At 59.6% G+C, this 25,722-nt stretch carries 26 protein-coding genes, 1 tRNA gene and 1 pseudogene; 21 read left to right on the plus strand and 7 right to left on the minus strand.

Going from position 1 to position 25,722, the window contains the following annotated elements; all coding sequences use genetic code 11:
• The first annotated feature begins 8 nt into the window (after positions 1-8).
• Complete coding sequence (locus KVH01_RS08220) at positions 9-1,655, plus strand: hypothetical protein (RefSeq protein ID WP_217881079.1); 1,647 nt, start codon at positions 9-11, stop codon at positions 1,653-1,655.
• An 851-nt stretch (positions 1,656-2,506) separates the two neighbouring features.
• Here KVH01_RS08220 and KVH01_RS08225 read toward each other — a convergent pair.
• A tRNA-Arg gene (locus tag KVH01_RS08225) sits at positions 2,507-2,583 on the minus strand.
• 193 nt (positions 2,584-2,776) lie between these two features.
• On the opposite strand from KVH01_RS08225, the gene KVH01_RS08230 reads away from it, so the two are divergent.
• From KVH01_RS08230 to KVH01_RS08280, 11 genes are all read left to right on the plus strand, one after another.
• Positions 2,777-3,493 carry a Crp/Fnr family transcriptional regulator gene (locus tag KVH01_RS08230; protein WP_217881081.1) on the plus strand — a complete coding sequence of 239 codons (717 nt, stop codon included), beginning with the start codon at positions 2,777-2,779 and terminating at the stop codon, positions 3,491-3,493.
• Positions 3,494-3,580: 87 nt separating this feature from the next.
• The gene (locus tag KVH01_RS08235) at positions 3,581-4,123 is read left to right on the plus strand and encodes an RNA polymerase sigma factor (RefSeq protein ID WP_043049132.1); all 543 of its coding nucleotides are present in this window, start codon (positions 3,581-3,583) and stop codon (positions 4,121-4,123) included.
• Between the two features lie 103 nt (positions 4,124-4,226).
• Complete coding sequence (locus KVH01_RS08240; RefSeq protein WP_003187543.1) at positions 4,227-4,454, plus strand: RebB family R body protein; 228 nt, start codon at positions 4,227-4,229, stop codon at positions 4,452-4,454.
• An 18-nt stretch (positions 4,455-4,472) separates the two neighbouring features.
• Positions 4,473-5,045, plus strand: coding sequence for a hypothetical protein (locus KVH01_RS08245; RefSeq protein WP_043049131.1), 573 nt, complete (start codon positions 4,473-4,475; stop codon positions 5,043-5,045).
• A gap of 82 nt (positions 5,046-5,127) precedes the next feature.
• A complete protein-coding gene (locus KVH01_RS08250) occupies positions 5,128-5,754 on the plus strand; it encodes a hypothetical protein (protein ID WP_014716414.1) in 627 nt (208 codons plus the stop codon).
• Positions 5,755-5,794: 40 nt separating this feature from the next.
• A complete protein-coding gene (locus KVH01_RS08255; protein ID WP_217881083.1) occupies positions 5,795-6,115 on the plus strand; it encodes a hypothetical protein in 321 nt (106 codons plus the stop codon).
• A gap of 82 nt (positions 6,116-6,197) precedes the next feature.
• Positions 6,198-6,512 carry a RebB family R body protein gene (locus tag KVH01_RS08260; RefSeq protein WP_003187550.1) on the plus strand — a complete coding sequence of 105 codons (315 nt, stop codon included), beginning with the start codon at positions 6,198-6,200 and terminating at the stop codon, positions 6,510-6,512.
• 50 nt (positions 6,513-6,562) lie between these two features.
• Positions 6,563-6,877, plus strand: coding sequence for a RebB family R body protein (locus KVH01_RS08265; RefSeq protein ID WP_043049126.1), 315 nt, complete (start codon positions 6,563-6,565; stop codon positions 6,875-6,877).
• Positions 6,878-7,171: 294 nt separating this feature from the next.
• The gene (gene gabD, locus KVH01_RS08270; RefSeq protein ID WP_043049124.1) at positions 7,172-8,614 is read left to right on the plus strand and encodes an NADP-dependent succinate-semialdehyde dehydrogenase; all 1,443 of its coding nucleotides are present in this window, start codon (positions 7,172-7,174) and stop codon (positions 8,612-8,614) included.
• A gap of 180 nt (positions 8,615-8,794) precedes the next feature.
• Positions 8,795-10,072: a 4-aminobutyrate--2-oxoglutarate transaminase gene (gene gabT, locus KVH01_RS08275; protein ID WP_057010496.1), complete on the plus strand. Its 1,278-nt coding sequence runs from the start codon at positions 8,795-8,797 to the stop codon at positions 10,070-10,072.
• 213 nt (positions 10,073-10,285) lie between these two features.
• Positions 10,286-11,494: an HDOD domain-containing protein gene (locus tag KVH01_RS08280; protein ID WP_217881085.1), complete on the plus strand. Its 1,209-nt coding sequence runs from the start codon at positions 10,286-10,288 to the stop codon at positions 11,492-11,494.
• 189 nt (positions 11,495-11,683) lie between these two features.
• On the opposite strand, the pseudogene KVH01_RS08285 reads toward KVH01_RS08280, so the two are convergent.
• Positions 11,684-12,683: pseudogene (locus KVH01_RS08285) on the minus strand (sensor domain-containing diguanylate cyclase).
• Positions 12,684-12,871: 188 nt separating this feature from the next.
• The gene (gene desA, locus KVH01_RS08290) at positions 12,872-14,056 is read right to left on the minus strand and encodes a delta-9 fatty acid desaturase DesA (protein WP_217881087.1); all 1,185 of its coding nucleotides are present in this window, start codon (positions 14,054-14,056) and stop codon (positions 12,872-12,874) included.
• 166 nt (positions 14,057-14,222) lie between these two features.
• On the opposite strand from desA, the gene dibA reads away from it, so the two are divergent.
• From dibA to KVH01_RS08320, 6 genes are all read left to right on the plus strand, one after another.
• Complete coding sequence (gene dibA, locus KVH01_RS08295; protein WP_217881089.1) at positions 14,223-16,136, plus strand: phosphodiesterase DibA; 1,914 nt, start codon at positions 14,223-14,225, stop codon at positions 16,134-16,136.
• Between the two features lie 269 nt (positions 16,137-16,405).
• Positions 16,406-16,588 (plus strand): sulfur starvation response protein OscA, encoded by a 183-nt coding sequence (gene oscA, locus KVH01_RS08300; protein WP_056847244.1) that lies wholly within the window; start codon positions 16,406-16,408, stop codon positions 16,586-16,588.
• Positions 16,589-16,732: 144 nt separating this feature from the next.
• Positions 16,733-17,743: a sulfate ABC transporter substrate-binding protein gene (locus KVH01_RS08305; protein ID WP_217881090.1), complete on the plus strand. Its 1,011-nt coding sequence runs from the start codon at positions 16,733-16,735 to the stop codon at positions 17,741-17,743.
• Between the two features lie 196 nt (positions 17,744-17,939).
• Positions 17,940-18,758 carry a sulfate ABC transporter permease subunit CysT gene (gene cysT, locus KVH01_RS08310; protein WP_217881095.1) on the plus strand — a complete coding sequence of 273 codons (819 nt, stop codon included), beginning with the start codon at positions 17,940-17,942 and terminating at the stop codon, positions 18,756-18,758.
• A gap of 13 nt (positions 18,759-18,771) precedes the next feature.
• Positions 18,772-19,644, plus strand: a complete 873-nt coding sequence (gene cysW, locus KVH01_RS08315) for a sulfate ABC transporter permease subunit CysW (RefSeq protein ID WP_217881096.1) — start codon at positions 18,772-18,774, stop codon at positions 19,642-19,644.
• 3 nt (positions 19,645-19,647) lie between these two features.
• Positions 19,648-20,628 (plus strand): sulfate/molybdate ABC transporter ATP-binding protein, encoded by a 981-nt coding sequence (locus KVH01_RS08320; RefSeq protein WP_217881098.1) that lies wholly within the window; start codon positions 19,648-19,650, stop codon positions 20,626-20,628.
• 123 nt (positions 20,629-20,751) lie between these two features.
• On the opposite strand, the gene KVH01_RS08325 is transcribed toward KVH01_RS08320, so the two are convergent.
• Entirely contained in the window at positions 20,752-21,279 is a 528-nt protein-coding gene (locus KVH01_RS08325) for an Mpo1 family 2-hydroxy fatty acid dioxygenase (RefSeq protein ID WP_043050824.1), read from the minus strand.
• Positions 21,280-21,362: 83 nt separating this feature from the next.
• Between KVH01_RS08325 and KVH01_RS08330 the strand changes: the two genes are divergently transcribed.
• Positions 21,363-22,049: a Crp/Fnr family transcriptional regulator gene (locus KVH01_RS08330; RefSeq protein ID WP_217881107.1), complete on the plus strand. Its 687-nt coding sequence runs from the start codon at positions 21,363-21,365 to the stop codon at positions 22,047-22,049.
• Here the strand turns inward: KVH01_RS08330 and uraH are convergent.
• Positions 22,044-22,454, minus strand: coding sequence for a hydroxyisourate hydrolase (gene uraH / locus KVH01_RS08335; protein WP_124411333.1), 411 nt, complete (start codon positions 22,452-22,454; stop codon positions 22,044-22,046). The two genes, KVH01_RS08330 and uraH, sit on opposite strands and share 6 nt — an antisense overlap.
• A 27-nt stretch (positions 22,455-22,481) precedes the next feature.
• Entirely contained in the window at positions 22,482-22,955 is a 474-nt protein-coding gene (locus tag KVH01_RS08340) for a GlcG/HbpS family heme-binding protein (protein ID WP_217881109.1), read from the minus strand.
• 100 nt (positions 22,956-23,055) lie between these two features.
• On the opposite strand from KVH01_RS08340, the gene KVH01_RS08345 reads away from it, so the two are divergent.
• Positions 23,056-23,421, plus strand: a complete 366-nt coding sequence (locus tag KVH01_RS08345; RefSeq protein WP_043050828.1) for a response regulator transcription factor — start codon at positions 23,056-23,058, stop codon at positions 23,419-23,421.
• A 115-nt stretch (positions 23,422-23,536) separates the two neighbouring features.
• Here the strand turns inward: KVH01_RS08345 and KVH01_RS08350 are convergent, their stop codons facing one another.
• Positions 23,537-24,541 carry an AraC family transcriptional regulator gene (locus KVH01_RS08350; RefSeq protein ID WP_217881111.1) on the minus strand — a complete coding sequence of 335 codons (1,005 nt, stop codon included), beginning with the start codon at positions 24,539-24,541 and terminating at the stop codon, positions 23,537-23,539.
• A 101-nt stretch (positions 24,542-24,642) separates the two neighbouring features.
• Here KVH01_RS08350 and KVH01_RS08355 point away from each other — a divergent pair, with 101 nt between their 5' ends.
• A complete protein-coding gene (locus KVH01_RS08355; protein WP_217881113.1) occupies positions 24,643-25,713 on the plus strand; it encodes a fatty acid desaturase in 1,071 nt (356 codons plus the stop codon).
• Positions 25,714-25,722: the final 9 nt, after the last annotated feature.

The raw sequence follows: 25,722 nt of genomic DNA on the forward strand, positions 1-25,722 counted from the left end.
TCTCTGAAATGACCGTTACTCAAGAGGAGGAGCGGCTTGATCAATATCGTTTAAGAACGACCGTCCGCTGCGCGGCAAACGAATGTAAACAAAAAATTGAAAGTGTGCTTGAATCGTGGTCAACAAATATTTCTCATCGTGATCGATTTTCTCTGGCGATAAGTTTTGAGGGGGAAACCAAAAGTATAAGTGATTTTGATCTTGCCACTCGAAATTTAGTGTGTGAATTTCTGGATTCGGATGATGAAGATGAATGCGATCTTTCACTTGAAATGGTTGTTAGTAAAAATTTAAGTCAAGGTACATTGTCGATTTACAATCCAGTCGCATTTGGTAATTATCTCGCTCAAGAACCGATATTGCATGTGCTAAGTGCCTTGGCGTCTCGCATGACTGATTCTCTTATTTTTGAGGTTTCTGGAGTAATTAGTGCCTGCGCAACTCCTAGTATTGTTTTTAGATCAGCTGCGCCAGAGGCGGCAGATGATATTAAGGTTCAACTGTCACCAGAGGAAAGGCAGTCAACTCTAGATCTTTTTAAGGATAATTCTTTCAATAAAACAATACCTGGAAATTTTATCCCTAAAGACTTTAGGCTTGATAAGTCAACTGGAGTGCCGGCGATTGATTTATTTTTCGCTAAGGCTTGTTCGCTTTTGGCGGCAGTATTTATATCAAATAGTGCGGAATTGACTTCTGGTGGCGAGTTTAGCTATAAAATTTGCGGTTATAAAAACATAGCTGGTGTGGTTTTTTTAAATGAAATTCTCCCAGTCAAAGATTCGTTGTACAAGATTGCAGATTGGGCTTATGGAGTTGGAGGCAGCTCAGATAAGATTGGTTTAGTTAGGAACGTCCTATCCTTATATGTAGGTAGGTTGGAAGATGTTGCACTTCACCCGGAGATATTTAGTGCGATCCATTCGAACTATCAAATTTATTTAAAGGGCAATATTGAAAGCTATCTTGAAGTCAAAAGTAAAGTCGCTGATGTGTTGGTGGATACTACAACTAAGACTCAAGCGTTGGTTGAGTCGTTGGTTGACTCTTTAAAGAATGGTGTGTTTGTTCTTCTGACGTTTATTTTAACTGTTGTCGTAGTTAATGGATTGAAGGATACAAATGTTAGCGCTATTTTTTCTACGGTTTATATATGGGTGGTTGTTCTACTGAGCATCTTGATGACAGTTTGGGTGGTGTTTTCATGCTTTAGCTCTCTCGGGCAATACGATAAAGGTGTTGATACAATAGAACAGGTTCTTAAACTCAATTACCATATGGTGCTGCAATCTGTTGAAATTGATCATGCTTTTAGCCCGATTCGTATCCGTAATCGTGAATACCTTAAGGGACAGGCTTGGCGTTATTCAATTGTATGGATAATAATTGCGGTGATACTAACGACTGGTTTTGTTTGCGGTCATTTGGTTTTCAGAGATTCCCCCCAGCCTTCGACAGCATCAGCATCAGCATCAGCATCAGCATCAGCATCAGCATCAGCTGTATCCCCAATGTTGCTTCCAGGGGTGATGATAGCTCCTTTATTGGTACGTAGTTATTATGGGCGGATTTTCGAATCAGCTTTTTCGCCTAATTATAAGCCCAAGGCGACCAATGCATTGAGTTCGGATAGACCGTCATCGTCAAAAAAATAGTAATACTTCGCTAATTAGTGATTTTGTCATGTTCTCTAATTGCTTTTTAAATGTTCTGTAAATCAAGTTCCATGTAATAGATAGCCCGCTACCGCGGGCTATTTCAGAGTCATACAGCTAGTAGATCCTCCAAGGAAATTAGGCGTGCGCTGGAAGCAATATCAGAGCGGTCTAGTTTCGAATGGAAAGGGCCAAACCTCGGAACATCAAGTCCGGACAAGGCGTCCCCCATTCCGCCTTTTTGGTAGCTGACGGCAAGTATCCGGGCGCCTACAGCGAGCAGTTGCTCAGTAGCTGCGTTCCACTCTTCACTCAACGCAAATCCTAAGGCATTCAATGCTGTGGTCTTGGCTTCATCGCAACGTTGGCGGGCATTCGTAATTTGAGTCTCAAGCGTATCGAGCTCGACTTGCAGAGCACCGAGGATCAGGTCTTGCCTTCTGACCTGCTCGTCCGTTGTTGCCAGTTGCTTAGCGGCCTTTTGGATTTCGCCGCTTGCCGATTTTTCCCCTTCGGTATCTCCGCTGGCGAGGCTTTTGGCGTAGGACGTTGCAGCGTCGCGCTCGGCTTGTTGCGCCTTTTCCAGTGCTACATCGGCTTCAGATTAAATCGCCTTAAACCGCTCACTCAAGTGCGCTCTTTTTCGAATAAGGGGACCGAATAAGGGGACAGATTTATTTTCACGACAAAAAAAGAAGACGGAAATCCCGCACATCTCAAACCAAAGCCCTGTCGAGTAACTCCCAACCCCAACCCCAACCCCAACCCCAACGTAACTCAACTCCCTCCCTCCCCCCAAAAAAACAAAAAAGCCCCAGATCTCCCGACCTGAGGCTTTTTCATTTCATATCTGGTGCACCCGGCGGGATTCGAACCCACGACCCCTGCCTTCGGAGGGCAGTACTCTATCCAGCTGAGCTACGGATGCTTGTGCGGGCGACATCATACCCATGTCGACCTGATGCGTCCATTCCAGCGTTTCCCCCGCTCCCTGTCGTCCATTTCCGAAAAAATGGCTAATCGCCACCCTCATTCACAACTCCCCGCGCCGCGCGTCCCTTTGTTTGCTTTGCTCTTGTGGCTTTAACCCGCTTCCACGCCGCAATTCCCCAGGTGAACGCATGCATTCCAAAGGAACCGTGATGCTCGATCTCCCGCTCAGACAAACCCTGCTGGCTCGCTCCGATTTGTTTCGAGGTATGCCGGAGCACCTCTTGCGCTACGTTGCCACCCATATGGTGGAGCGCACGCTGGATGATCGTGAGCTGTTGTATTTCAAGGACGACACCCTCGAATTCATTGCGCTGGTGGTGGAGGGCCGGATTTATTCGGTGGTGCATGGGCCGGATGGTCGAGAGCAGATCATCGGCAGCACTGGGGCCGGGCAAGTGGTGGGGGAGACGGCGTTGATCAAGGATCATGGGCGCGAGTCTTCTACCTTTGCCAGCGGGCCCACGCGTTTGTTGCAGTTGGGGAGCCGGCATTTTGCTGTGTTGTTTGAGGAGCCGGTGTTTCTGCGGCGTTTGTTGATGCTGATGATGCTGCGTTTGCTACACGCCATCGAGTTGTTGGAGTTGGTGTGCCTGCATCGGCTGGAGTCGCGGTTGGCGCGGTTTCTGTTGGCCAACCTGGGCGAGATCGACCTGGCGCTGGCCATGCCCTGTGTGTCTTTGCCCGCCAGCCAGGGGGTGTTGGCGTCGATGCTGAACACCAGCCGTCCCAAGCTTAATGTGCAGCTGCAAGTGTGGCGCCGCAGTGGGGTGATCAGCGGCGATCTGGAGCGCATGGTGATCAACGATGTCGAGCAGTTGCGGCGCAAGGCTTTTGCGCTGAATTAGTTGCCGTAGTGTTCCCCAGGTAACAGCGTACCCCCGTCGAGCCCTCGCAGACTGGCCCTTCATCAAGGATGCACAGGAGTGCGGGCGATGGGGATGACTGTTCAGTTCAAGGATCAATGGGCCGCCGATGACCGTTTGTTCGAAGCGAGTTGGCGCGCCGTGCAGGGTGAACTCAAGCGGCGTGCGCTGCGACGGGCCAAGGGCAATCTGGATCAGGGCCAGGAGTGGTTGTCGGCCACGGCGATCAAGGCCCTGCTGTTTTTTCGGCGTTCGCCCGAGCGTATTCGCGACCCTGAGGGGTTTCTGTTTCTGGTACTCGACCATGTGTTTCTCGACAGCTTGCGGCGCAGCAAGCGCGAGGGGCGGCTGTTTGATGATTCGGTGGACCTTGAGCACGATCACCTGGCCGCGCTCGCCGCGCCCTGCGCGTCGGTGCTGGAGCGGGTGGAGTGCTACGAGCGCCTGGAGCGGGTCAAGGCGCAGGTGGCGCGGTTGCCGATGATGCAGCAGCGCTTGTTTGAGATGCGTTTTGTCGATGACTTGCCATATCCGCAAATCGCCGCCGAGTTGCAGGTCAAGTTGCCGCTGGTGCGCAAGCGCGTGCAACTGCTGCGCAGTGCCTTGCGCTGAGCTGGATTCACAGAACCCGGCGCGGGGCGTTCTAGTTGTATGAGCGCGTCCTGCCGCCACTATCCACGCCCAACCCTGGGCGAATGCCATCAAGGAGAGATGTATGACAGAGGTCAACAGCCAGATCACCGACGCGGTCACCCAAACCAACGTCAAGGTGGTGGCAGAGGCGCCGGCCCAGGCCATCGCGTCGCTGTATCAGGTCGCCAGCAGTGCGGCGGGCCTGTCGTTGCAGAACGCGGTCAACAGCCAGCAGGCGATGAACCAGATTTCCAATGCGGTGATCTCCAAGGCCGTGGCGCTGATCATGCAGATTGGCGAGAAGGGCTGAGGCCTGGGGAGATCGATCATGTCGTGGTTCAGCAGAAAGAAACCCGCCGCCTCCCAAGCAACGCCCGCCGCCGACCCACCTGCGCCGGCGCCCGCCGCACCGGCTTCGCGCTCGATCATGGCGCGCATGAACGAGCACCTGCTCAACCAGGTGAGCGCGCCGTCAACCGATAGCACGGCGGCGCTCAACAGCCAGATCGTGCAGGCGGTGCAGTTCACTAACGCGCAGAACTTCGCCTATGCGCCGGCCCAGATCGCGGTGCCGGCCGACATGATGATCAGCCAGGCGGCCGGCCTGGTGGCGCAGGCGGCGGCGGGGTATTTCGACGGGGTCAGCAAGATCGCCCTGGCGGCCCAGGCCGTGCTGCTCCAGCAAATGACCGAGAACATCGTCAACAACAACCTGCCGGGCGCCGCCGAGGATGCACTGGGCGCGTTAGCCACCGACCTGCTGGTGGGCGCCGCTGCCGCTGTGGCCGCCGCCGCCGGGGCGATGGAAGCCGAAGCCGCGAGCGTGGCCATCGACAAGATCGACCAGAGCATCGCCAAGTACGCGAGCACCCTGGCCAACCGGGCCGCGCCAGCGGCCTGAACCGAGCACAGCGCTCCAGCGTTCGGCTGGGGCGGTGCGACAGCAACTTGAAAGCAACTTTTCTTGAATGAGGAGCGACATCATGCAGCCTGGAGATATTATTTTTTCTGTCAAACAAGATGACGACAGCGCTACGCGGGCGTTTATCAAAGCCGGTCAACTGGTCAAGGCCAAGGTGTTCTCGCAGGACACGACGTACCTGAACGTGGTGCATCCGGCGATTGCGGTGAGCGACACCCTGGTGATCGAAAGCGTGGGCAGTGGCCTGGCCCTGACCGACCTGAGCCTGGAAAAACCGCCGCGCTCGGCGATGGTGTTTTCCTGCGTGGATACCGAACTGGGCGAGGCGGCGACGGTAGCTGCCAAGCAGTTCTACTTCGACAAGATCGGCGGTGATATCCGGGGCCGCTACAGCGTGTGGAACGCGATGATTTCAGCTTTCCGGCGCTGGACTTCCGATACCAGCCTGGTGACGCGGATCAACGAGTCCATCGACATCGGCAGCGGGTCCTTTTGTTCGCAGTTCGCGGCCAACTGCTATGAAGTCGGCAACCTTTACAACGAAGCTAATCTGCTGCCGCCTCCGCCTGCCATTTTCCCCAACCAGCCTAGCGCCATAACGCCTGCGGAGTTGGCGACCTTCTGTGATTCCTCGCCGCACTTTTACTTTGCAGGATTCTGGCAGGACAACGTTGAGGTGCGGCTTTAGCGGCGCTGTTGCCGTCAAGCCAGCGCCGCAGGAGGTTCACATGCAGCCACCAGTTCTATCCAGCGTTGATCGCCAGCGTCTTGAGGCGATGCTGCGCAGCCCGCAGATGTTCGACGGTGCGCCGCGCGCTATCGTTGACGAAAGCCTCAAGCGCGCGGTGCAGGTACTTGAACAATCGAAGACCAACGAGCAGGCAATTCGCCAGGCCGCCCAGCAGAGTGAGGCGGCGGTACGCCAAGCGCTGAGTGGCGCGCCCGATCAAAGCGTCGAGCAGTTGGATCTCAAGCGTGAAGTGAACAAGGAGATCCAGCAGTTGATCGCACGGATCGAGGCCGCCCTGGCCGGACCTGCGAAATCCTGAAGCCACAGGTTTCACAGCCCTTGTTTCGCAACGTTCATTGATGAACACGGAATACACCGTGCACTAAATAAGGAAATTGATCATGCCATTAGTCAACGAGCAAATTACCGACGCGGTCACCCAGACCAACGTCAAAGTGGTGGCCGAATCGCCAGCGATGGCGATGAGCACCATCTATCAATCCATGGCCCAGGCCACGGCGATTCTGTTCCAGAACGCCGTATCGGCCCAACAGCAGCAAAACACCCTGGCCCAGGCGGCCACCAACCAGGGCGTGATGCAGATCTACAGCGTCGATACCACCGCCGGTGCGGCGGCCACCGAGAAAGTCGCCCAGGGCGGCGTGTCGGATAACCTCACTAGCCTGTTGACTGTGCTCAAGTCTTTCCAGCCTTAAGCACTGAGCAATAACGGAAGTTGTTCTTTCTCAACCCAGGAGTATCAACCATGAGTACTGTCAGCCCGCAAATCACCGATGCCGTCACCCAGACCAACGTCAAGGTCGTTGCCGAATCGCCCGCGATGGCCATGAGCACGATCTACCAATCCATGGGCCAGGCCACGGCGATCCTGTTCCAGAACTCGGTCTCGGCCCAACAGCAACAAAACACCCTGGCCCAGGCGGCCACCAACCAGGGCGTGATGCAGATCTACAGTGTCGACACCACCGCCGGCGCGTCGGCCACCGAAAAAGTCGCCCAGGGCGGCGTGGCCGACAACTTGACCAGCCTGTTGGCCGTGCTCAAGTCTTTCCAACCTTAAGCTGCAAGGCCACAACAGCCCCGGTGCCCACAAGGCTCCGGGGCTGTTGTCGTGTGTGCGTTTGATCTGAAAGATGAACCAGATGCGCCATAATCGTTCTTTTTTTCGAACATCCTATTGCCCTGTACCCCCATTGATCCTAGGATTCGTTTGAGATTTCAAACGCTCTGTCTCCCGTGCGCTGTATTTTTCTCCCGCGCGCTGGGGCTGATTTCCCTGACGGCAGCCCACAAGGCGCCTTTCAACAACTCTAATTCGCTCCGCGTGCGCGCGGTGCTGTTAAGGAAAGCCGACATGCAGCTCAAAGATACCCAGTTGTTCCGCCAGCAAGCCTTTATCGATGGCGCTTGGGTCGATGCGGACAACGGTCAGACCATCAAGGTCAACAACCCGGCCACGGGTGAAATTCTCGGCAGCGTGCCGAAGATGGGCGCCGCGGAAACCCGCCGCGCCATCGAAGCCGCCGACAAGGCCCTGCCGGCCTGGCGTGCCCTCACCGCCAAGGAGCGCGCCAACAAGCTGCGCCGCTGGTTTGAACTGTTGATCGAAAACCAGGACGACCTCGGCCGCCTGATGACCCTCGAGCAAGGCAAGCCGCTGGCCGAAGCCAAGGGCGAAATCGTCTACGCCGCGTCCTTTATCGAGTGGTTTGCCGAAGAGGCCAAGCGCATCTACGGCGACGTGATCCCCGGCCACCAACCCGACAAGCGCCTGATCGTGATCAAGCAGCCGATTGGCGTTACCGCGGCGATCACTCCGTGGAACTTCCCGGCCGCCATGATCACCCGTAAAGCCGGCCCGGCCCTGGCTGCCGGCTGCACCATGGTGATCAAGCCAGCCTCGCAAACGCCGTTCTCTGCCCTGGCCTTGGTTGAGCTGGCGCACCGCGCCGGTATCCCGAAAGGCGTGCTCAGCGTGGTCACCGGCAGCGCCGGCGACATTGGCGGTGAGCTGACCAGCAACCCGATCGTGCGCAAATTGTCCTTCACCGGCTCGACCGAAATCGGTCGCCAGCTGATGGCCGAATGTGCCAAGGACATCAAGAAAGTCTCTCTGGAGCTGGGCGGAAACGCACCGTTCATTGTGTTCGACGACGCCGACCTGGATAAGGCCGTCGAAGGCGCGATCATCTCCAAGTACCGCAACAACGGCCAGACCTGCGTCTGCGCCAACCGCCTGTACATCCAGGATTCGGTGTACGACGCCTTCGCTGAAAAGCTCAAGGTGGCCGTGGCCAAATTGAAGATCGGCAACGGTCTGGAAGAAGGCACCACCACGGGCCCGCTGATCGACGAAAAAGCCGTGGCCAAGGTTCAGGAACATATCGCTGATGCCCTGGGCAAAGGCGCCAAGCTGCTGGCCGGTGGCAAGGCGATGGAAGGCAATTTCTTCGAGCCGACCATTCTGGTCGATGTGCCGAAAGACGCCGCTGTCGCCAAGGAAGAAACCTTTGGCCCGCTGGCGCCGCTGTTCCGCTTCAAAGACGAAGCCGATGTGATCGCCATGGCCAACGACACCGAGTTCGGCCTGGCCTCGTACTTCTATGCCCGCGACCTGGGCCGGGTGTTCCGTGTGGCCGAGGCCCTGGAATATGGCATGGTCGGCGTCAACACCGGGTTGATCTCCAACGAAGTGGCGCCGTTCGGCGGCATCAAGGCCTCGGGCCTGGGCCGTGAAGGCTCCAAGTACGGGATCGAGGATTACCTGGAAATCAAATACCTCTGCCTGGGCATCTGACCGGCAAGAGCTTGCAGCAAACGCAGAGGGCACGAGAGCGCTGCCCCTTTGCGTGTTCCACATCGTTATTCGTAGTGGCCGGGAAAGCTGTGGCAGTCGATCATCGCATGCTGCCGTAGTTGCCTCCCCGCCACCTATGCCTTGGACCACGCCACCCGATGAGTGGCGAATGAGGACTTTATGAGCAAGACCAACGCTTCCCTGATGAAACGCCGCGAAGCCGCTGTACCCCGCGGTGTTGGCCAGATTCACCCGATTTTCGCCGAATCCGCGAAGAACGCCACGGTGACCGACGTAGAAGGTCGCGAGTTCATCGACTTCGCCGGTGGTATCGCCGTGTTGAACACCGGTCACGTGCACCCGAAAATCATCGCCGCCGTGACCGAGCAGCTCAACAAGCTGACGCACACCTGCTTCCAGGTGCTGGCCTACGAGCCCTACGTAGAGGTGTGTGAGAAAGTCGCCGCCAAGGTGCCAGGCGATTTCGCCAAGAAAACTTTGCTGGTCACCACCGGTTCCGAAGCCGTCGAAAACGCCGTGAAGATCGCCCGCGCCGCTACTGGCCGCGCAGGCGTGATTGCCTTCACCGGTGCCTACCACGGTCGCACCATGATGACCCTGGGCCTGACCGGTAAAGTCGTGCCTTACTCGGCTGGCATGGGCCTGATGCCAGGTGGCGTGTTCCGCGCGCTGTACCCGAACGAACTGCACGGTGTGAGCGTCGACGACTCCATCGCCAGCATCGAACGCATCTTCAAGAACGATGCCGAGCCGCGTGATATCGCCGCTATCATCATCGAGCCGGTGCAGGGCGAAGGCGGTTTCTACGTCGCGCCGAAAGCCTTCATGAAGCGCCTGCGTGACCTGTGCGACCAGCACGGCATCCTGCTGATCGCCGATGAAGTGCAAACCGGTGCCGGCCGTACCGGTACCTTCTTCGCCATGGAACAGATGGGCGTGGCCGCCGACCTGACCACCTTCGCCAAATCCATCGCTGGCGGCTTCCCGCTGGCCGGCGTATGCGGCAAGGCCGAATACATGGATGCCATCGCCCCGGGCGGCCTGGGCGGCACCTACGCCGGCAGCCCGATTGCCTGCGCGGCGGCCCTGGCCGTGATGGAAGTGTTCGAAGAAGAGCACCTGCTGGACCGCTGCAAGGCGGTCGGCGAGCGCCTGGTGACGGGCCTCAAGGCCATCCAGGCCAAGTACCCGGTGATCGGTGATGTGCGTGCCCTGGGCGCGATGATCGCAGTCGAGCTGTTTGAAGAGGGCGACAGCCACAAGCCTAACGCGGCGGCCGTTGCCGCGGTGGTGGCCAAGGCGCGTGACAAGGGCCTGATCCTGCTGTCCTGCGGCACCTACGGCAACGTGTTGCGCGTCCTCGTGCCGCTGACCTCGCCGGACGAGCAGCTGGACAAGGGCCTGGCGATTATCGAAGAGTGTTTCTCCGAACTCTGACACGCCCCGCCCCTGTAGGAGCGAGCTTGCTCGCGAAAAACGCCCAGGCACCGCGTTTCAAGGGCTGCCCGCGTTTTCGTTGACGACCTTCGCGAGCAAGCTCGCTCCTACGAAAAGCAAAAGAACCGCTTCGGCGGTTTTTTTGTGCCTGCTTCATTTTACGCACGCGGCGGCATTGTCTAAGGTGCAAGCATTGCCGATGGAGCGTGCTGGATGACTGCTGTTGATTTACCCGCTGTACCCCGCGTGCTGATTGCCGAAGCGGACCCTTGGTCGCGGGACCTGCTCAAGCAAGTGTTGTTGAATGTGCGTTGTGACGCGCGGCTGGATGTGTGCGCCGATGGGCAGCAGGCCGCCACGCTGTTGCGGGAAAAAACCTATGACCTGATTCTTGCGGACTGGGAGCTACCGGGCGTCGATGGCCTGAGCCTGCTGCGCAGTGTGCGCCAGCAGCGCCGCTCTCCCGCACTGCCGTTCATCCTGCTGAGCAGCCGCAATGACAGCGCCAGCGTACGCGAAGCCTTGCCCCTGGCGCCGACTGCGTACCTGACCCACCCGCTGAACATGGAGGGCCTGACACAGCGCCTGCAAGACCTGCTGCTTAACGAAGGGGAAAACGTGTATTGCGAGATTCCACCGTTGGCACCGGGAATGACCTTGCCGGCATTCCTGGAGCGGCGCCGAGAGGTCTGCGATGGCGCGCCGTTGCGTGTGGATGTTAAAGCCGCGGTGCAACGCAGCCTGGGGCCCGAGGGCCTGGACCTGCAGCAGCTCGAAGACCAGGTGCGTATCGACCCGCAAATCACCGCCGTGCTGATCGCCGCCGCCAACAGTGCCGGGTATCACGGCACGCCGGTGCAGACCCTGCACGCGGCCCTCAACAAGCTGGTCCCCGGGCAAAGCATGAACCTCATCCTGGGCCTGGCGCTCAAGCACAACGTGGTGCTGGGTGACCCTGGGCTGGTGGCCTACGCCGAGCGGCACTGGCAGTTGTCCGAGGACAGCGCCGAGTACGCCCGACGCCTGGCGCGCATGTTGGAACTGGATCACCAGCGCTGCTATAGCGCCTGCATCCTGCATCGGTTGGGCGACCTGGCCTTGTTGCGCTGCCTGGAAGACTGGCGCCAGGCTGGCGGCGCCCTGGATGACGAAGCGATCGGCGAATCCCTCGACACTTTTGGCGCCGCCTACGGCTCGGCGTTGCGCACGCGCTGGCGCTTGCCGTTGGAGTTGCGCCAATTGATCGCGGCCACCTATTCACTGGAAGGCGGTGTGTATTCACGCGAAGCCTTGGTGGTGAACCTGGCGACACAGATGGCGCGCTTGACCGAGCATGAAGGGCTGCAAGAGCTTGCCGGCAGCAAGACCGCACGGCTGCTCAAAGTGGGCTTGACCGAACTGACAAGAGTACGCAAACCCTGACAGCCAATGAGACCAAATGTGGGAGGGGGCTTGCCCTTAAGGCTTTTGTAGGAGCGAGCTTGCTCGCGAAAGACGTCAACGATAAGGCGTGTTTCCTGATTAAACGCGGCGCCTGTGCGTTTTTCGCGAGCTCGCTCCTACAGAGGGCAATGGCGTTAGGGCAAGCCCCCTCCCACATTTTGACCGAGCCTAGCCTGCGATAACGCGGTTCTTGCCTTGGCGTTTTGCTTCGTACATCGCCGCATCCGCCCGGGCAAACAGGCTGTCGAGGGTGGAGTCATCTTCACACAAGCTGGCCAGGCCCTGGCTGACGGTCACGTTGAACTCGCGGCCCTCATAGCTGAACAGCAACGCCTGGATTTCCTTGCCCAGCCGTTCGGCCACTTGCAGGGCCATCTCCGGTGCGCAACCGGGCAGTACGGCGGCGAATTCTTCGCCGCCAATGCGCCCGAACAAATCGCCACGGCGCAGTACCCCGCGACCACTCTCGGCAATGCGCCGCAGCACCTGATCGCCCTCCAGGTGGCCGTAGGTGTCGTTGATGTCCTTGAAGTCATCGATGTCCAGCAACAGGAACGCCAGCGCCGTGCCCTGCACGCAGGCATTGTCGAACGCCTGGTTGGCGCATTCGAAGAAGTGCCGGCGGTTGCTGCTTTGGGTCAGCACGTCGGTGGTGGCGAGGCGGTGCAGTTCCAGCTCCAGCAGCTTTTTTTCGGTGATGTCTTCGGCCATGCCGACCACGATCAGCGGCTCGCCAGGCACCACCTGCTGGTTGATGTAGCACTTGTCGCACAGCCAGCGGATTTGCCCGTCGGCGGTGATGATGCGGTACTCGCGGTCTTCCACGGCGCCTTGTTCCAGCACGCGGGCCAGGCTGTGTTCGGCGTAGTCGAGGTCTTCGGGGTGAACACTGTTGCGCCATTCCCGGTGATCGGCCAGCAGCAAGCCGGCTGAACGGCCAAAGATGCGCTCGTAGGCCGGGCTCACATACAGCACGCGGCGTGTTTCCCAGTCGATGGCCCACAGCACCGCATTCACGCTGACCAGCAGTGAGCTGAGCAGTTGCTCACGCTCACTCAGTCGCTCGACTTCGCCCTGGGCATGCATCAACGCCAACAGGGTCGCTGCCGGCCGGGCGGGGCGGCTCGGCAGTGGGCACATCGGGCAGGCAGGGCTTTTCGTGAACCATCGGTACAACTCTCTCTGGGCGCGCCGCAGGATGGAACAGCGGTCACTACAAGGGGTCACCATGATGGCGAAGTGTTCTTTGAGAGAGGGGAATTGCGGTGAAGTTCCATGATCGTGACCGATTGGCGGTGCCCGTAAAATGGCGCCAAAAAGCCAGTGTGTGGGAGGGCAAGCCCTCCCACGTCACAATCAGACCGCCGCAGGCCGCAGCGAATAGGTCTTCAGTTGGTGGGCAAAATCGCGCAAGGATTGGATACCGCTGGCCTCGGCCTCATGCACCCATTCCTTGATCGCGGCCAGCATATCGTGGCCGTTGGAACTGGTCTTGAGCCAGATCTGCTGGAGCGCCAGGCGCTTTTCGTAGATCACCGTCAGCGCATGGCTGTGCTCCAGCATGCTCTGGATGCGCAGGTGGTGGCGGTCATCGAGCAAGCTGGTTTCCCGCGACAACAGGCGCTTGGCCCGGTGGAACTGGTGGCGTACCGAATGATCGACTTTCTCCAGCTCCTGCTTGACCAGCGGGCCAATCACCAATTTGCGGTATTGGGCCATGATCTGGAAGCGGTTGTTGAGGATCGCCATGGCGGTGTCCATGTCCAGGCTGCCCTTGCCTTCGACGCGGTGGGCAATGGGCGCCACGCGCTGCACCTTGGCCAGGCGCAGGAAGCTGAACACCTTGATCCAGGCCCATCCCAGGTCGAACTCCCACTTCTTCACCGACAGCTTGGCCGAGTTGGGGTAGGTGTGGTGGTTGTTATGCAGCTCTTCGCCGCCGACGATGATGCCCCACGGCACCAGGTTGGTGGCGGCGTCACGGCATTCGAAGTTGCGATAGCCCACGGCATGGCCCAGGCCGTTGATCACGCCGGCGGCCCAGAACGGAATCCACATCATCTGGATCGCCCAGATGGTGATGCCGATGGTGCCGAACAGCAGCACGTCGATTACGCCCATGATCGCCACGCCCAGCAGCGGGTAGGGCGTGTAGAGCTTGCGCTCGAGCCAGTCGTCCGGGCAGTTCTTGCCGTAGATGCGCAGGGTCTCGGGGTTTTCCGCCTCGGCGCGGTACAGCTCGGCACCTTTGCGCAGCACGGTGGAAAGGCCCTTGATCACCGGGCTGTGCGGGTCATCGACGGTTTCGCATTTGGCGTGGTGCTTGCGGTGAATGGCGGTCCACTCGCGGGTGTTCTGCGCCGTGGTCAGCCACAGCCAGAAGCGGAAGAAGTGTTTAAGGCCCGCATTGAGCTCCAGGGAGCGATGGGCGGAATAGCGGTGTAGATAGACGGTGACCGCAATGATGGTCACGTGGGTCATCAACAGAGTGACTGCCACCAGTTGCCAGGCTGACAGATCAAGAAAACCGTTGTACCACATAGGCTGTATGGCCCTCAGATAAAGAAAAAAACAGCATCCGCATTATCACTCCCTTTTCGGATAAAACCAGTCGCCGTTTCAGATAAGACTTACAAGGTGTTTCCTCATCTATAATCCTGATCCTTTGTAGGGCGATTCTGGTTATTTAGTAAGGATTACTAAAGATATGCTGTTTTCATACCGAGGTGCCCTACGTGCGGGGCTGGTATACCTGCTGGTTTCCATTGTTTGGCTCCAGCTCAGCAACTACGTATTGATCAACTTTATCGATGAGCCATGGGCGCTGGGGCGCTGGCTGCAGGTGCGCGGTTATGTGGGGGTCAGCCTCAGCGCGTTGGTCATCTACTGGATCGGCCGGCGTTTTGCCCGTGCCCATGCGTTGCAGCAGCCCCTGAAAGAAAACCGCGAGCGCCTGCGCCAGGCCGCTGCGGTGTTCGATTGCACCCGCGAAGGGGTGCTGGTCACCGATACCCAAGGGCTGATCGTGCATGTCAACCGGGCGTTCATGGAAATCACCGGTTATCGCCGCGAAGACGTCATGAGCCAGCGACCAAGCCTGTTCAAATCCGGCCGCCATTCGTCGACGTTCTACCAGCAAATGTTCCAGACCCTGGAACGCACGGGCGAATGGAGCGGCGAAATCTGGAACCGACGCAAAAGCGGCGAAATTTACCCGCAGTGGCAAACCATTCGCGTCATCCACGATGAGCAGGGCACGATCAGCCACTACGTCGCGGTGTTCTCGGATATCAGTGCCATCAAGGACTCCGAACACGAACTGGCGCACCTGGCCCATCACGACCCGCTCACCGACCTGCCCAACCGCCTGCTGTTCACCGACCGTGCCGAGCAGGCCCTGGCCTCGGCGCAGGTGCACAAGCGTGGTTGTGCCTTGCTGCTGATGGACCTGGACCACTTCAAGATCATCAACGACAGCCTTGGCCATAACGTCGGCGACCAGTTGCTCAAGCTGGTCGCCGAACGCTTGCGCGGCTTGTTCGGGCCCGGTGTGACCCTGGCGCGCCTGGGTGGCGACGAGTTCGCCGTGCTCGCGGAAAGTTGTCCACAGGTGCTGCAGGCCGCGGCCTTGGCACAGCGCATGCTCAATGCCATGAAGGACCCCTTCATTTTTGACGGCAACCAGCTGTTTATCAGCGCCAGCATTGGCATCAGCCTGTTTCCCAGCGACGCCCTGAGCGCCGAGCAATTGCTGCGCAACGCCGACTCCGCCTTGTTCAAGGCCAAGAACGCCGGCCGCGAAGGCTACGCCCTGTACACCGAAGAACTCACCGCCCATGCACAGAATCGCGTGGAGATCGCCAGCGAGCTGCGTCGCGCCCTCGACCAGCAAGAGCTGCGCGTTTATTACCAGCCGGTGCACGACCTGCATGACAGCCGCCTGGTGGGCGTCGAAGCGCTGGTGCGCTGGGAACACCCGGAGCGCGGTCTGATCCCGCCGGGCGAGTTCATCCCCATCGCCGAACGCACCGGCCTGATTGCCGACATTGATGGGTGGGTGCTGGACCAGGCCTGTCGCCAGATGTGCCAGTGGCTAACCCACGGCGCGCCGCTGAGTTTCATTGCGGTGAATGTCTCCAGCCGCTTGTTCGCCCGGCGCGAGCTGTACGAGCAAGTTGCCCAGGTGCTGCACGCCACCGGCCTGGATCCGGCCTTCCTTGAGCTGGAAGTCACCGAAAGTGCAGTGATGGACGACCCGGAAGTCGCCCTGGAGCAACTGCACCGCCTGCGCGAACTGGGCCTGCGCCTGGCGATCGACGACTTTGGCACCGGCTACTCCTCGTTGCTGCGGCTCAAACGCCTGCCGGTGCAGAAACTCAAGATTGACCAAGGTTTTGTCGCGGGTTTGCCCTGGGATGAAGACGATGCTGCGATTGTGCGCGTGGTGATCGCCCTGGCGAAAAGCATGGGCATGCAGGTGCATGCCGAGGGTATCGAACAGGTGGAGCAGGCGCGCTTCCTGCTGGACCAGCAGTGCGATATGGGCCAGGGCTACTGGTTTGGGCGACCGATGCCTGCCGACGCTATCGACTGGACCCGAGCCCCCCCAATCCAGCCTTGAAATGCAGTCAAAATGTGGCAGGGGGCTTGCTCCCGATGGCGGTGTATCAGGTTAGAAAAACTTGGCTGACCCACCGCTATCGGGGGCAAGCCCCCTCCCACATTTGGATCGCAACCACACGCAACTCCTCGTCCTGTCAGAAAATTATTTCTGGTTATATAAACATTCTTAAATAGTATTTTTAAGAATATCCACGCTTATCTACTATCGCCCTCACGCCGCAAGCAGTGCCGCCACTGCCAGGCACTATTCATTTCAGGAGCGAGACCATGAGCGCATCTCTACGTAGCGTCGACGGCCAGGACGAAGCAACCATTTTGCGTGAGATCCAGAGCGCCCTGCGCGATTTGCGGTTCGGCGCAGTGGAAATCACCGTGCACAACGCTCAAGTGGTACAGATCGAACGCAAGGAAAAATTCCGCCTGCAGAACCCGGGTAACAAACCCGCCTAAGAATAAGCCATCAGTAGGAGCGAGCTTGCTCGCGAAAAACGCCGACGATAACGCAGCGCATCAGGTTTAACGCGGTGCTGCTGGGTTTTTCGCGAGCAAGCTCGCTCCTACAGGATGCCGCCAACAAGAATTTCAGGAGCTTCTATGTCGTCGATTCGCCGTTACGCCCTGGCCGCGTTGGCCAGTGCCGTGTTTGCCGGTTCCGCCGTTGCCAAAGACTATGAGTTGCTCAACGTCTCGTACGACCCTACCCGTGAGCTGTACCAGGACTACAACGCCGAGTTCACCAGCTTCTGGAAGCAGTCCCACCCCGGCGACAACGTCAAGATCCAGCAATCCCACGGCGGCTCCGGCAAGCAAGGCCGGGCGGTGATCGACGGCTTGCGCGCCGACGTGGTGACCCTGGCCCTGGCCGGCGACATCGATGAAATTGCCAAACTGGGCAAGACCCTGCCGGAAAACTGGCAAAGCCGTCTGCCGGACGCCAGCACCCCGTACACGTCGACCATCGTGTTCCTGGTGCGCAAGGGCAACCCCAAGGCCATCAAGGACTGGGGCGACCTGATCAAGAAAGACGTGTCGGTGATCACGCCAAACCCGAAAACCTCCGGCGGTGCACGCTGGAACTTCCTTGCCGCCTGGGCCTACGGCCTCAAGACCGGTGGCAGTGAAGCCAAGGCCCAGGAATACGTGAAAGAGCTGTTCAAGCACGTCCCGGTACTGGACACCGGCGCCCGCGGATCTACCATTACCTTCGTCAACAACGGTCAGGGCGACGTATTGCTGGCCTGGGAAAACGAGGCGTTCCTGGCGCTGAAGGAAGACGGTGGCGCCGACAAGTTCGACATCGTCGTGCCGTCCCTGTCGATTCTCGCGGAGCCACCCGTGGCCGTAGTCGACAAGAACGCCGAGAAAAAGGGCAACACCGAGATCGCCACCGCGTACCTCAATCACCTGTACAGCCCGGCTGGCCAGGAGATTGCGGCGAAGAACTTCTACCGACCACGGGATGAGAAAGTCGCCGCCAAGTATGCCCAGCAGTTCCCGAAACTGGACCTGGTGACGATCGACAAGGACTTCGGCGGCTGGAAAACGGCCCAACCGAAATTCTTCAATGATGGTGGCGTGTTCGACCAGATCTACACGGCGCAGTAACTGATACCGACTATTGCGCACGGGGCTTGTCGTGGCGAGGGAGCTTGCTCCCGCTGGGCTGCGAAGCAGCCCCAAAATCAGGTAACCACGATGTACCGTGGGTACCGGTTTTGGGAGCGCTTCGCACTCCAGCGGGAGCAAGCTCCCTCGCCACGGCGGGCCATACGCATATCCGTTCCGCTAACCAAGGACTCTTATGTCGCGTCGTATTTCCCCCGTCATACCCGGCTTCGGGCTGACGCTGGGCTACACCGTCGTGTACCTCAGCCTGATCGTACTCATCCCGCTGGCGGCGATGTTTGTACACGCCGCTCAACTCACCTGGGATCAGTTCTGGAACATCATTTCCGCACCGCGCGTGCTGGCGGCGTTGAAGCTGAGCTTCAGCACCGCGCTGTACGCCGCGCTGATCAACGGCGTGATCGGTACGTTGCTGGCCTGGGTACTGGTGCGTTACACCTTCCCCGGTCGCAAGATCATCGATGCGATGATCGACCTGCCGTTCGCCCTGCCCACGGCCGTGGCTGGTATCGCGCTGACCGCGCTGTACACGCCTAACGGTTTGGTCGGCCAGTTTGCCGCCGACCTGGGTTTCAAGATCGCCTACACCCCCCTGGGTATCACCCTGGCGCTGACCTTTGTCACCTTGCCATTCGTGGTGCGCACGGTGCAGCCGGTGCTGGCCGATATCCCCCAGGAGATCGAAGAGGCCGCGGCCTGCCTCGGCGCCAAGCCGCTGCAAGTGTTCCGCTACATCCTTGTGCCTGCGTTGCTGCCCGCGTGGCTGACCGGCTTCGCCCTGGCGTTTGCCCGGGGTGTGGGTGAGTACGGCTCGGTGATCTTCATCGCCGGCAACATGCCGATGAAGACCGAGATCCTGCCGCTGCTGATCATGGTCAAGCTCGATCAGTACGACTACCGCGGCGCCACCTCCATTGGTGTGCTGATGCTGGTGGTTTCCTTCATTCTGCTGCTGCTGATCAACTTGTTGCAGCGGCGCATCGAACGTCCATAAGGAGGCGCGGAACATGTCCCAATCGTCTATTTCCGCCGCGTCCTCGGCCAATGCCGCCCGGCGTGGCAGTGCAGCGTCGCGACGCATCCTGATCGGCCTAGGCTGGCTGGTGTTCGTACTGTTCCTGCTGTTGCCGTTGCTGATTGTGGTAACCCAGGGCTTGAAGAATGGCCTGGGTGCATTCTTCACTGCGATCCTCGAGCCCGACGCGCTGTCGGCGTTGAAGCTCACGGTGATTGCCGTGGCGATTTCAGTGCCGCTCAACCTGGTGTTCGGTGTCAGCGCCGCCTGGTGTGTGAGCAAGTATTCGTTCCGTGGCAAGAGCATCCTGGTGACGCTGATCGACCTGCCGTTCTCGGTCTCGCCGGTGATCGCGGGTTTGGTCTACGTGCTGATGTTCGGCGCCCAGGGCTTCTTTGGCCCATGGTTGCAGGACCATGACATCCAGATCGTGTTCGCCTTGCCCGGCATCGTGCTGGCGACCATCTTCGTCACCGTGCCGTTCGTGGCCCGGGAGCTGATCCCGCTGATGCAGGAGCAGGGCACCCAGGAGGAGGAGGCGGCGCGCCTGCTCGGTGCCAATGGCTGGCAGATGTTCTGGCATGTCACCGTGCCCAACATCAAATGGGGCTTGATCTATGGCGTGGTGCTGTGTACCGCACGGGCCATGGGCGAGTTCGGCGCGGTGTCGGTGGTGTCCGGCCACATTCGTGGGGTGACCAATACCCTGCCGCTGCATGTCGAGATTCTCTACAACGAATATAACCACGTTGCCGCGTTTGCGGTGGCCAGCCTGTTGCTGATCCTGGCGCTCTTCATCCTGCTGCTCAAGCAGTGGAGCGAGAACCGAATCAACCGCCTGCGCAACAGCGCCGGTGAGGAATAAGTCATGTCGATCGAAGTCCGTAATGTCAGCAAGAACTTCAACGCTTTCAAGGCCCTGGACAGCATCAACCTGGATATCCAGAGTGGCGAGCTGGTGGCGTTGCTGGGCCCGTCCGGCTGCGGCAAGACCACCTTGCTGCGCATCATCGCCGGCCTGGAAACCCCGGACACCGGCAACATCGTGTTCCATGGCGAAGACGTCTCCGGCCACGATGTGCGTGATCGCAACGTCGGTTTTGTGTTCCAGCACTACGCTTTGTTCCGCCATATGACCGTGTTCGACAACGTCGCCTTCGGCCTACGCATGAAACCGAAAAACCAGCGCCCGAGCGAAAGCCAGATCGCGGCCAAGGTTCACGAATTGCTGAACATGGTGCAGCTCGATTGGTTGTCTGACCGCTACCCGGAACAACTCTCCGGTGGCCAGCGCCAACGTATCGCCCTGGCCCGCGCCCTGGCGGTGGAGCCCAAAGTGCTGCTGCTGGACGAACCTTTCGGCGCCCTCGACGCCAAGGTACGCAAAGAACTGCGCCGCTGGCTGGCGCGGCTGCACGAAGACATCAACCTGACCTCGGTGTTCGTGACCCACGACCAGGAAGAGGCCATGGAAGTCGCCGACCGCATCGTGGTGATGAACAAGGGCGTGATTGAGCAGATCGGTTCGCCGGGGGATGTCTACGAAAAACCGGCCAGCGATTTTGTCTATCACTTCCTGGGTGATTCGAACCGCCTGCACCTGGGCGAGGATAAGCACCTGTTGTTCCGCCCCCATGAGGTGTCGCTGTCGCGGCATGAGCTGGAGGATCACCATGCGGCGCAAGTGCGGGATATCCGGCCGTTGGGCGCCACGACGCGGGTGACGCTCAAGGTCGAAGGCCAAAGCGAGTTGATCGAGGCCGAAGTGGTCAAAGACCATGACAGCCTCACCGGTTTAACCCGTGGCGAAACCCTGTTCTTCAAACCCAAGGTCTGGCAAAAAGCCTAAGCTCAATACAGAACCCAATGTGGGAGGGGGCTTGCTCCCGATAGCGGTGTGTCAGCCAAAAATTTCTAAGCTGATATACCGCTATCGGGAGCAAGTCGAATCGTCGCACCGCCCCTCCCACATTTAGACTTCACTTGGCTTGAGATCGCGGCGTCCCACCGGGCCTGAACGTTGTGCAATCTGCTTTTGCAGGTCCTGCCGCAACCCCAGCAGAAACGCCAACTCCGCGACCACAAACAACGGCCCCACGATCAACCCCGACACATCATCCACAAACGCCGGCTTTCTGCCTTCGTAGTAATGCCCGATAAACTGAATCACCCAACCCACCACAAACATACCCACGCCACTGCTCAGCCATACCATCGTGCTCTGCGCCGCCAATACATGCCCGGCCCACACCGACAGGCCCATCAGCAGCGTCATCAGCACGCCCAGGGCCAGTTCCAGGCGCAGGTAGAACCACGCCGAGAACAACGCCAGGATCACCGCTGGCGAGACCCACAGGCCACCCACCGCCCATTCGGGGCGTGACAACAGCACGGCCACGGCAACCACGATCAATGGGATGCCGATAAAGTGGCTGACAATATTGCGCGGGTCGCGGTGGTACGCGGCGTATTGACTAAGGTGGTCGACGAGGCTTTTCATTGTTGTTCCTCCTGTAGGATGTCTGATCATGCCCTGTCAGTCGGTGCCTAACTGTCAATTGGGCGACAATCTTCGGAGTTCCCATGGACACAGGCAAATGGCACGCGCACTTGGCCCGCGGCCATTGGTTCAAACACTTGCCGTCAGACTTGCAGCGTAGCCTGCTGGGCGCGGCACGCCTGCGCTCATTGACGGCGGGGCAGTTTCTGTTCAAGCGCGGCGACCCGCCCTGTGGGCTGTATGCGGTGCTGGAAGGGGCGGTGCGTATCAGCGCGGTCAGCGCCCAGGGCAAGGAAGCGGTGTTGAGCCTGGTGGAAACACCGCATTGGTTCGGCGAAATCTGCCTGTTCGACAACCTGCCACGTACCCACGACGCCCTGGCCACAGGCGCGTGCACGCTATTGCAGGTGCCGCAGGCGGCGATGCTCGACATTCTCGAACAGCATCCAATGTTCTGGCGCGATATGGCCCTGCTGATGAGCCATAAACTGCGCTTGTCATTGATCAATATCGAACAGATCAGCCTGATGCCCGCATCGGTGCGCCTGGCCCATCGGCTACTGATGATTGCCCAGGGCTACGGTGAAACAGAGCCGCCGCGTCGCGTGTTGCAGCTGCCCCAGGAAGATCTGGCGGCGATGCTGGGCCTGTCACGCCAGACCATCAACAGTCTGCTCAAGGCGCTGGAGCAACAGGGCATCATTGGCTTGAGTTACGGCGCCATCGAGATACTCGACCTCAACCGGCTGCGCCTGGCCGCGGGCCTATGAACCGCGATAGGTGGAGAAACCGTAAGGGCTGAGCAACAGCGGGATGTGGTAATGCTGGTCGGCCTGTTTGACTTGGAAAATCACCGGCACCTCGGGGAAGAACGTCTCGCGGTTGGCCTTCTTGTAGTAGTCACCCGTCTTGAATACCACGCGATATTCGCCCGGCGTCATGCTGCGGTCGGCAGGAAACAGTTCGGCGATGCGCCCCTGCTGGTTGGTGACGCCTTTGGACAGCGCCTGCCAGTGATCGCCCACCTGCTGTTCCAGGGTGACGCTGACACCGGCCGAAGGCAGGCCATTTTCCAGGTTGAGCACGTGTACGCTCAGCGGGTTGCCGGCGGCCAGGGCCAGGTTGCACAGGCCACTCAGGCTGAGGGCGGCGAGGGTCATGCTGAAGGTTTTCATCGAAAAGTCCTTTTGATAGGGATCAAGTCAGGGGGTGATTTTCAAGCCCAGTTGCTCGGCAGCCTGGACGGCGCAGGCTTCGTCCTGCGCGGCGCCACCGGCCCCGGCGATGCCCAGCGCGCCGACCAGTTCGGCGTCAGCGAACAGCGGTATGCCGCCGCCGAGCAACAGCAACTCGGGCAAGCTGTTAAGGTTGGCGGCCTCGGGATTGTTGCGTGCACGCTCGGCGAATAGCCGGGTCGGGGTTTTAGTCGACAACGCGGTGTACGCCTTGCGTTGGCTGGCGAGGCTGTTGTGCGGGCCGACACCGTCAGCCCGCAGGCCCAGCAACAGGTTGCCGCCGCGATCGATTACCGTCAGTGCAGCCGTGCAATGGGCCAGGCTGGCGTCGGCCAGTTGGCGTGCGGTGCGCAGATCCAGCTCGGCGTGGCGTGGCAGTTGGGGCATGGCCTGGGCCGCGGTGGTCACGGCGAGGCTGAGGAACAAAGCGGTGCGATACATGCGAAGGGCTCCAGAAGGCAGGCCATCACGGTAGCCAGTGGACGCCGACAAAAGCCGCACAATTGGATGACAGGTTTGTAATCAAACCCAGGGGTAAGACATGCAGGTGTTGTTAGTGGAAGACCAGCCGCAACTGGCCCAGCGCATGGCGCAGGGCCTGAGCGAGGCCGGCTTTTCGGTGGAAGTCGCGGCCAACGGCATGGCGGCGCAGCGGTTCGTGGAAGGCACCGAATACGACCTGGTGATCCTGGACGTGATGCTACCGGGCTTGAACGCCTGGACATTGCAGCAGGCGATCCGGCAAAAGGGCGACACGCCGGTGCTGTACCTGACCACACCGGGCGGCATTGAAGACCGGTTGCGGGGGTTGGAACTGCATGAGGATGACTACCTGCTCAAGCCGTTTGACGCCAAGGTGTTGGTGGCGCGGGTGAGGAAAGTATTGCGCCGGGATCGTGGGCGCTGATTGCCTTAGCGACCGCTATCGGGAGCAAGCCCTCTCCCACATTTGACCGCGTTCATAGTTCAGTGTGGGAGGGGGCTTGCCCCCGATGAGGCCATCCCAGCCACTGAAAATCTTCCTACCGCAACCCATCCCGAAACTGCCCCGGCGTCACCCCCGTCCAGCGCTTGAACGCCCGGTTGAAACTGCTGGTATCGGCAAACCCCAGCAAATGGCTGATCTCGGCCAACGAACATTGCGGATCCCTGAGGTGCAACAACGCCAGGTTCTCCCGGCACTCGTTGAGCAGCGCATCAAACCGACAGCCTTCATCCGCCAGGTGGCGCTGCAAGCTGCGCAAACTCAGGTGCAAGGCCTGGGCAACGCGTTCGGCACTCGGCTCGCCATCGGGCAATTGCGCCTCGATGACGGCGCGCACCTTGCGCTCCCAGGTCAACGGTTGCAGTTGGGCGAGGGTGCGCTTGAGCACGGTTTCGTTGTGTTCGGCCAACTCCGGGTTGGCATCGTCAAGATGACTGTCGAAGTCGTGGGCGGCGAACTCCAGGCGGTCTTCGTCGGCGGCAAAAAACACTGGCGAGCGAAACACCTTATGCCATGGCTCGGGGTCGACAGGCTGCGGGCGTCGTAGATAAACGGCCAGCGGCGCATAGTCACGCCCAAGGCGGTTGCGGCAAGTGCGCACATAGATCGCCGCGAAGGCGTCGATGGCCTCCAGCGCCGGCGCGGGGCTGCCTTGGGGTTGGAGCAGGCGAAAGTGGTAGACGTCGCCGTGGCGGCTCAGCTCCAGGCTCAGGGCATCACTGACCACCTGGTGATAGCGCACGATACGCTCGAACACCTCGCGCAAGCTGCCGCTGGCCACCAGGGCATAACCCAGCGCATGAAATGTCGTGGGGCTGACAAAGCGCGACACCCGCAAGCCAATCGCCGGATCGCTGCTGGCCTGCACCGCCAGTTGCCACAGGCGCGTGGTCGCCGACAACGGATAGCGTGCGTTGGGGTCGTCCATCTGCTGCGGGTCGAGGCCGGCCTCGGCGCACAGCGCGGCGCTGTCCAGGCCCAGGGCGTCGAGCTGCTTGCGCAGGGCGCGGGTCCAACTGGCGAGGGAAGTGGGTTCGGTCATGGCGATTGGCGCTTGCGGTCAACAGGTTGGCGTCCGGGGCTAGCGTCCTGCCCGATCGCTTAGGGCAGGATAGACACATCAATGTACAAGAGGATGGAAGCATGGACGGTACTTCTGCAAGTCCCCAGCAGATGAACGCACAACAGCGTTGCGCGCATATTCGTGAGGTGGTGCTGACCGAGGGCGCCCGATTGCGCCAGCGGCACCCCTGGCTGCTGCACCAGGATGCCCTGGGCGCCGGCATCCTGGCGTTTGCCTTGCTCGGCATGCTCGGCTCGGCGGCGCTCTATATCAGTGGTCATCTGGCCTGGTGGGCATGCCTGCTGCTCAACGCGTTCTTCGCTTCACTGACCCACGAGCTGGAACACGACCTGATCCACAGCATGTACTTTCGCAAGCAGCGCCTGCCCCACAACCTGATGATGGGCCTGGTGTGGCTGGCACGCCCCAGCACGATCAACCCGTGGATACGCCGGCATCTGCACCTTAATCACCACAAGGTCTCGGGCACTGAGGCGGATATGGAAGAACGCGCCATTACCAACGGCGAGCCCTGGGGATTTGCGCGCTTGCTCATGGTGGGCGACAACATGATGTCGGCCTTGATCCGCATGCTGCGGGCCAAGACCTGGGCGCATAAACTCAGCATCCTCAAGCGTGTGGTGCTGGTGTACGCCCCGCTGGCGCTGCTGCATTGGGGCGCTTGGTACGTCTTCCTGGGCTTTCATGCCGCCAACGGCATTGCCAGCCTGTTGGGCGCGCCGATCACCTGGTCGGCCGGCACCTTGCAGATGATGCAAGTGATCGACATCGCTGCGGTGGTGATCATCGGCCCGAATGTGTTGCGCACGTTCTGCCTGCATTTTGTCAGCTCCAACATGCACTACTACGGCGATGTGGAACCGGGCAACGTGATCCAGCAGACCCAGGTCTTGAACCCCTGGTGGCTGTGGCCGTTGCAGGCGTTCTGCTTCAACTTCGGCAGCACCCATGGCATCCATCACTTTGTGGTGAAGGAGCCGTTCTACATCCGCCAGATGACCGTCAAGGTGGCGCATAAGGTCATGGCCGAGATGGGCGTGCGCTTCAATGATTTGGGCACCTTCGCCCGGGCCAATCGGTTTGAGCGCCAGGAACAGCCAGGCGCCAGACTCGCTTTCAGCAAGCAATGAACGCCAGGG

It is taken from the genome of Pseudomonas khavaziana, from assembly GCF_019145205.1.
In the GTDB taxonomy this organism is placed as follows: Bacteria; Pseudomonadota; Gammaproteobacteria; order Pseudomonadales; family Pseudomonadaceae; genus Aquipseudomonas; species Aquipseudomonas khavaziana.

What these genes read in the sequence shown, in the direction of transcription:
- desA (WP_217881087.1), bottom strand. Translation starts at nt 14,056, where the DNA reads ATGTGGTACAACGGTTTTCTTGATCTGTCAGCCTGGCAACTGGTGGCA.
- cysW (WP_217881096.1), top strand. Translation starts at nt 18,772, where the DNA reads ATGTCCCAATCGTCTATTTCCGCCGCGTCCTCGGCCAATGCCGCCCGG.
- KVH01_RS08220 (WP_217881079.1), top strand. Translation starts at nt 9, where the DNA reads ATGACCGTTACTCAAGAGGAGGAGCGGCTTGATCAATATCGTTTAAGA.
- KVH01_RS08260 (WP_003187550.1), top strand. Translation starts at nt 6,198, where the DNA reads ATGCCATTAGTCAACGAGCAAATTACCGACGCGGTCACCCAGACCAAC.
- KVH01_RS08255 (WP_217881083.1), top strand. Translation starts at nt 5,795, where the DNA reads ATGCAGCCACCAGTTCTATCCAGCGTTGATCGCCAGCGTCTTGAGGCG.
- KVH01_RS08325 (WP_043050824.1), bottom strand. Translation starts at nt 21,279, where the DNA reads ATGAAAAGCCTCGTCGACCACCTTAGTCAATACGCCGCGTACCACCGC.
- cysT (WP_217881095.1), top strand. Translation starts at nt 17,940, where the DNA reads ATGTCGCGTCGTATTTCCCCCGTCATACCCGGCTTCGGGCTGACGCTG.
- KVH01_RS08245 (WP_043049131.1), top strand. Translation starts at nt 4,473, where the DNA reads ATGTCGTGGTTCAGCAGAAAGAAACCCGCCGCCTCCCAAGCAACGCCC.
- gabD (WP_043049124.1), top strand. Translation starts at nt 7,172, where the DNA reads ATGCAGCTCAAAGATACCCAGTTGTTCCGCCAGCAAGCCTTTATCGAT.
- KVH01_RS08345 (WP_043050828.1), top strand. Translation starts at nt 23,056, where the DNA reads ATGCAGGTGTTGTTAGTGGAAGACCAGCCGCAACTGGCCCAGCGCATG.
- KVH01_RS08350 (WP_217881111.1), bottom strand. Translation starts at nt 24,541, where the DNA reads ATGACCGAACCCACTTCCCTCGCCAGTTGGACCCGCGCCCTGCGCAAG.
- KVH01_RS08240 (WP_003187543.1), top strand. Translation starts at nt 4,227, where the DNA reads ATGACAGAGGTCAACAGCCAGATCACCGACGCGGTCACCCAAACCAAC.
- KVH01_RS08330 (WP_217881107.1), top strand. Translation starts at nt 21,363, where the DNA reads ATGGACACAGGCAAATGGCACGCGCACTTGGCCCGCGGCCATTGGTTC.
- KVH01_RS08320 (WP_217881098.1), top strand. Translation starts at nt 19,648, where the DNA reads ATGTCGATCGAAGTCCGTAATGTCAGCAAGAACTTCAACGCTTTCAAG.
- oscA (WP_056847244.1), top strand. Translation starts at nt 16,406, where the DNA reads ATGAGCGCATCTCTACGTAGCGTCGACGGCCAGGACGAAGCAACCATT.
- KVH01_RS08250 (WP_014716414.1), top strand. Translation starts at nt 5,128, where the DNA reads ATGCAGCCTGGAGATATTATTTTTTCTGTCAAACAAGATGACGACAGC.
- uraH (WP_124411333.1), bottom strand. Translation starts at nt 22,454, where the DNA reads ATGAAAACCTTCAGCATGACCCTCGCCGCCCTCAGCCTGAGTGGCCTG.
- KVH01_RS08280 (WP_217881085.1), top strand. Translation starts at nt 10,286, where the DNA reads ATGACTGCTGTTGATTTACCCGCTGTACCCCGCGTGCTGATTGCCGAA.
- KVH01_RS08230 (WP_217881081.1), top strand. Translation starts at nt 2,777, where the DNA reads ATGCATTCCAAAGGAACCGTGATGCTCGATCTCCCGCTCAGACAAACC.
- gabT (WP_057010496.1), top strand. Translation starts at nt 8,795, where the DNA reads ATGAGCAAGACCAACGCTTCCCTGATGAAACGCCGCGAAGCCGCTGTA.
- KVH01_RS08340 (WP_217881109.1), bottom strand. Translation starts at nt 22,955, where the DNA reads ATGTATCGCACCGCTTTGTTCCTCAGCCTCGCCGTGACCACCGCGGCC.
- KVH01_RS08355 (WP_217881113.1), top strand. Translation starts at nt 24,643, where the DNA reads ATGGACGGTACTTCTGCAAGTCCCCAGCAGATGAACGCACAACAGCGT.
- KVH01_RS08265 (WP_043049126.1), top strand. Translation starts at nt 6,563, where the DNA reads ATGAGTACTGTCAGCCCGCAAATCACCGATGCCGTCACCCAGACCAAC.
- KVH01_RS08305 (WP_217881090.1), top strand. Translation starts at nt 16,733, where the DNA reads ATGTCGTCGATTCGCCGTTACGCCCTGGCCGCGTTGGCCAGTGCCGTG.
- KVH01_RS08235 (WP_043049132.1), top strand. Translation starts at nt 3,581, where the DNA reads ATGGGGATGACTGTTCAGTTCAAGGATCAATGGGCCGCCGATGACCGT.
- dibA (WP_217881089.1), top strand. Translation starts at nt 14,223, where the DNA reads ATGCTGTTTTCATACCGAGGTGCCCTACGTGCGGGGCTGGTATACCTG.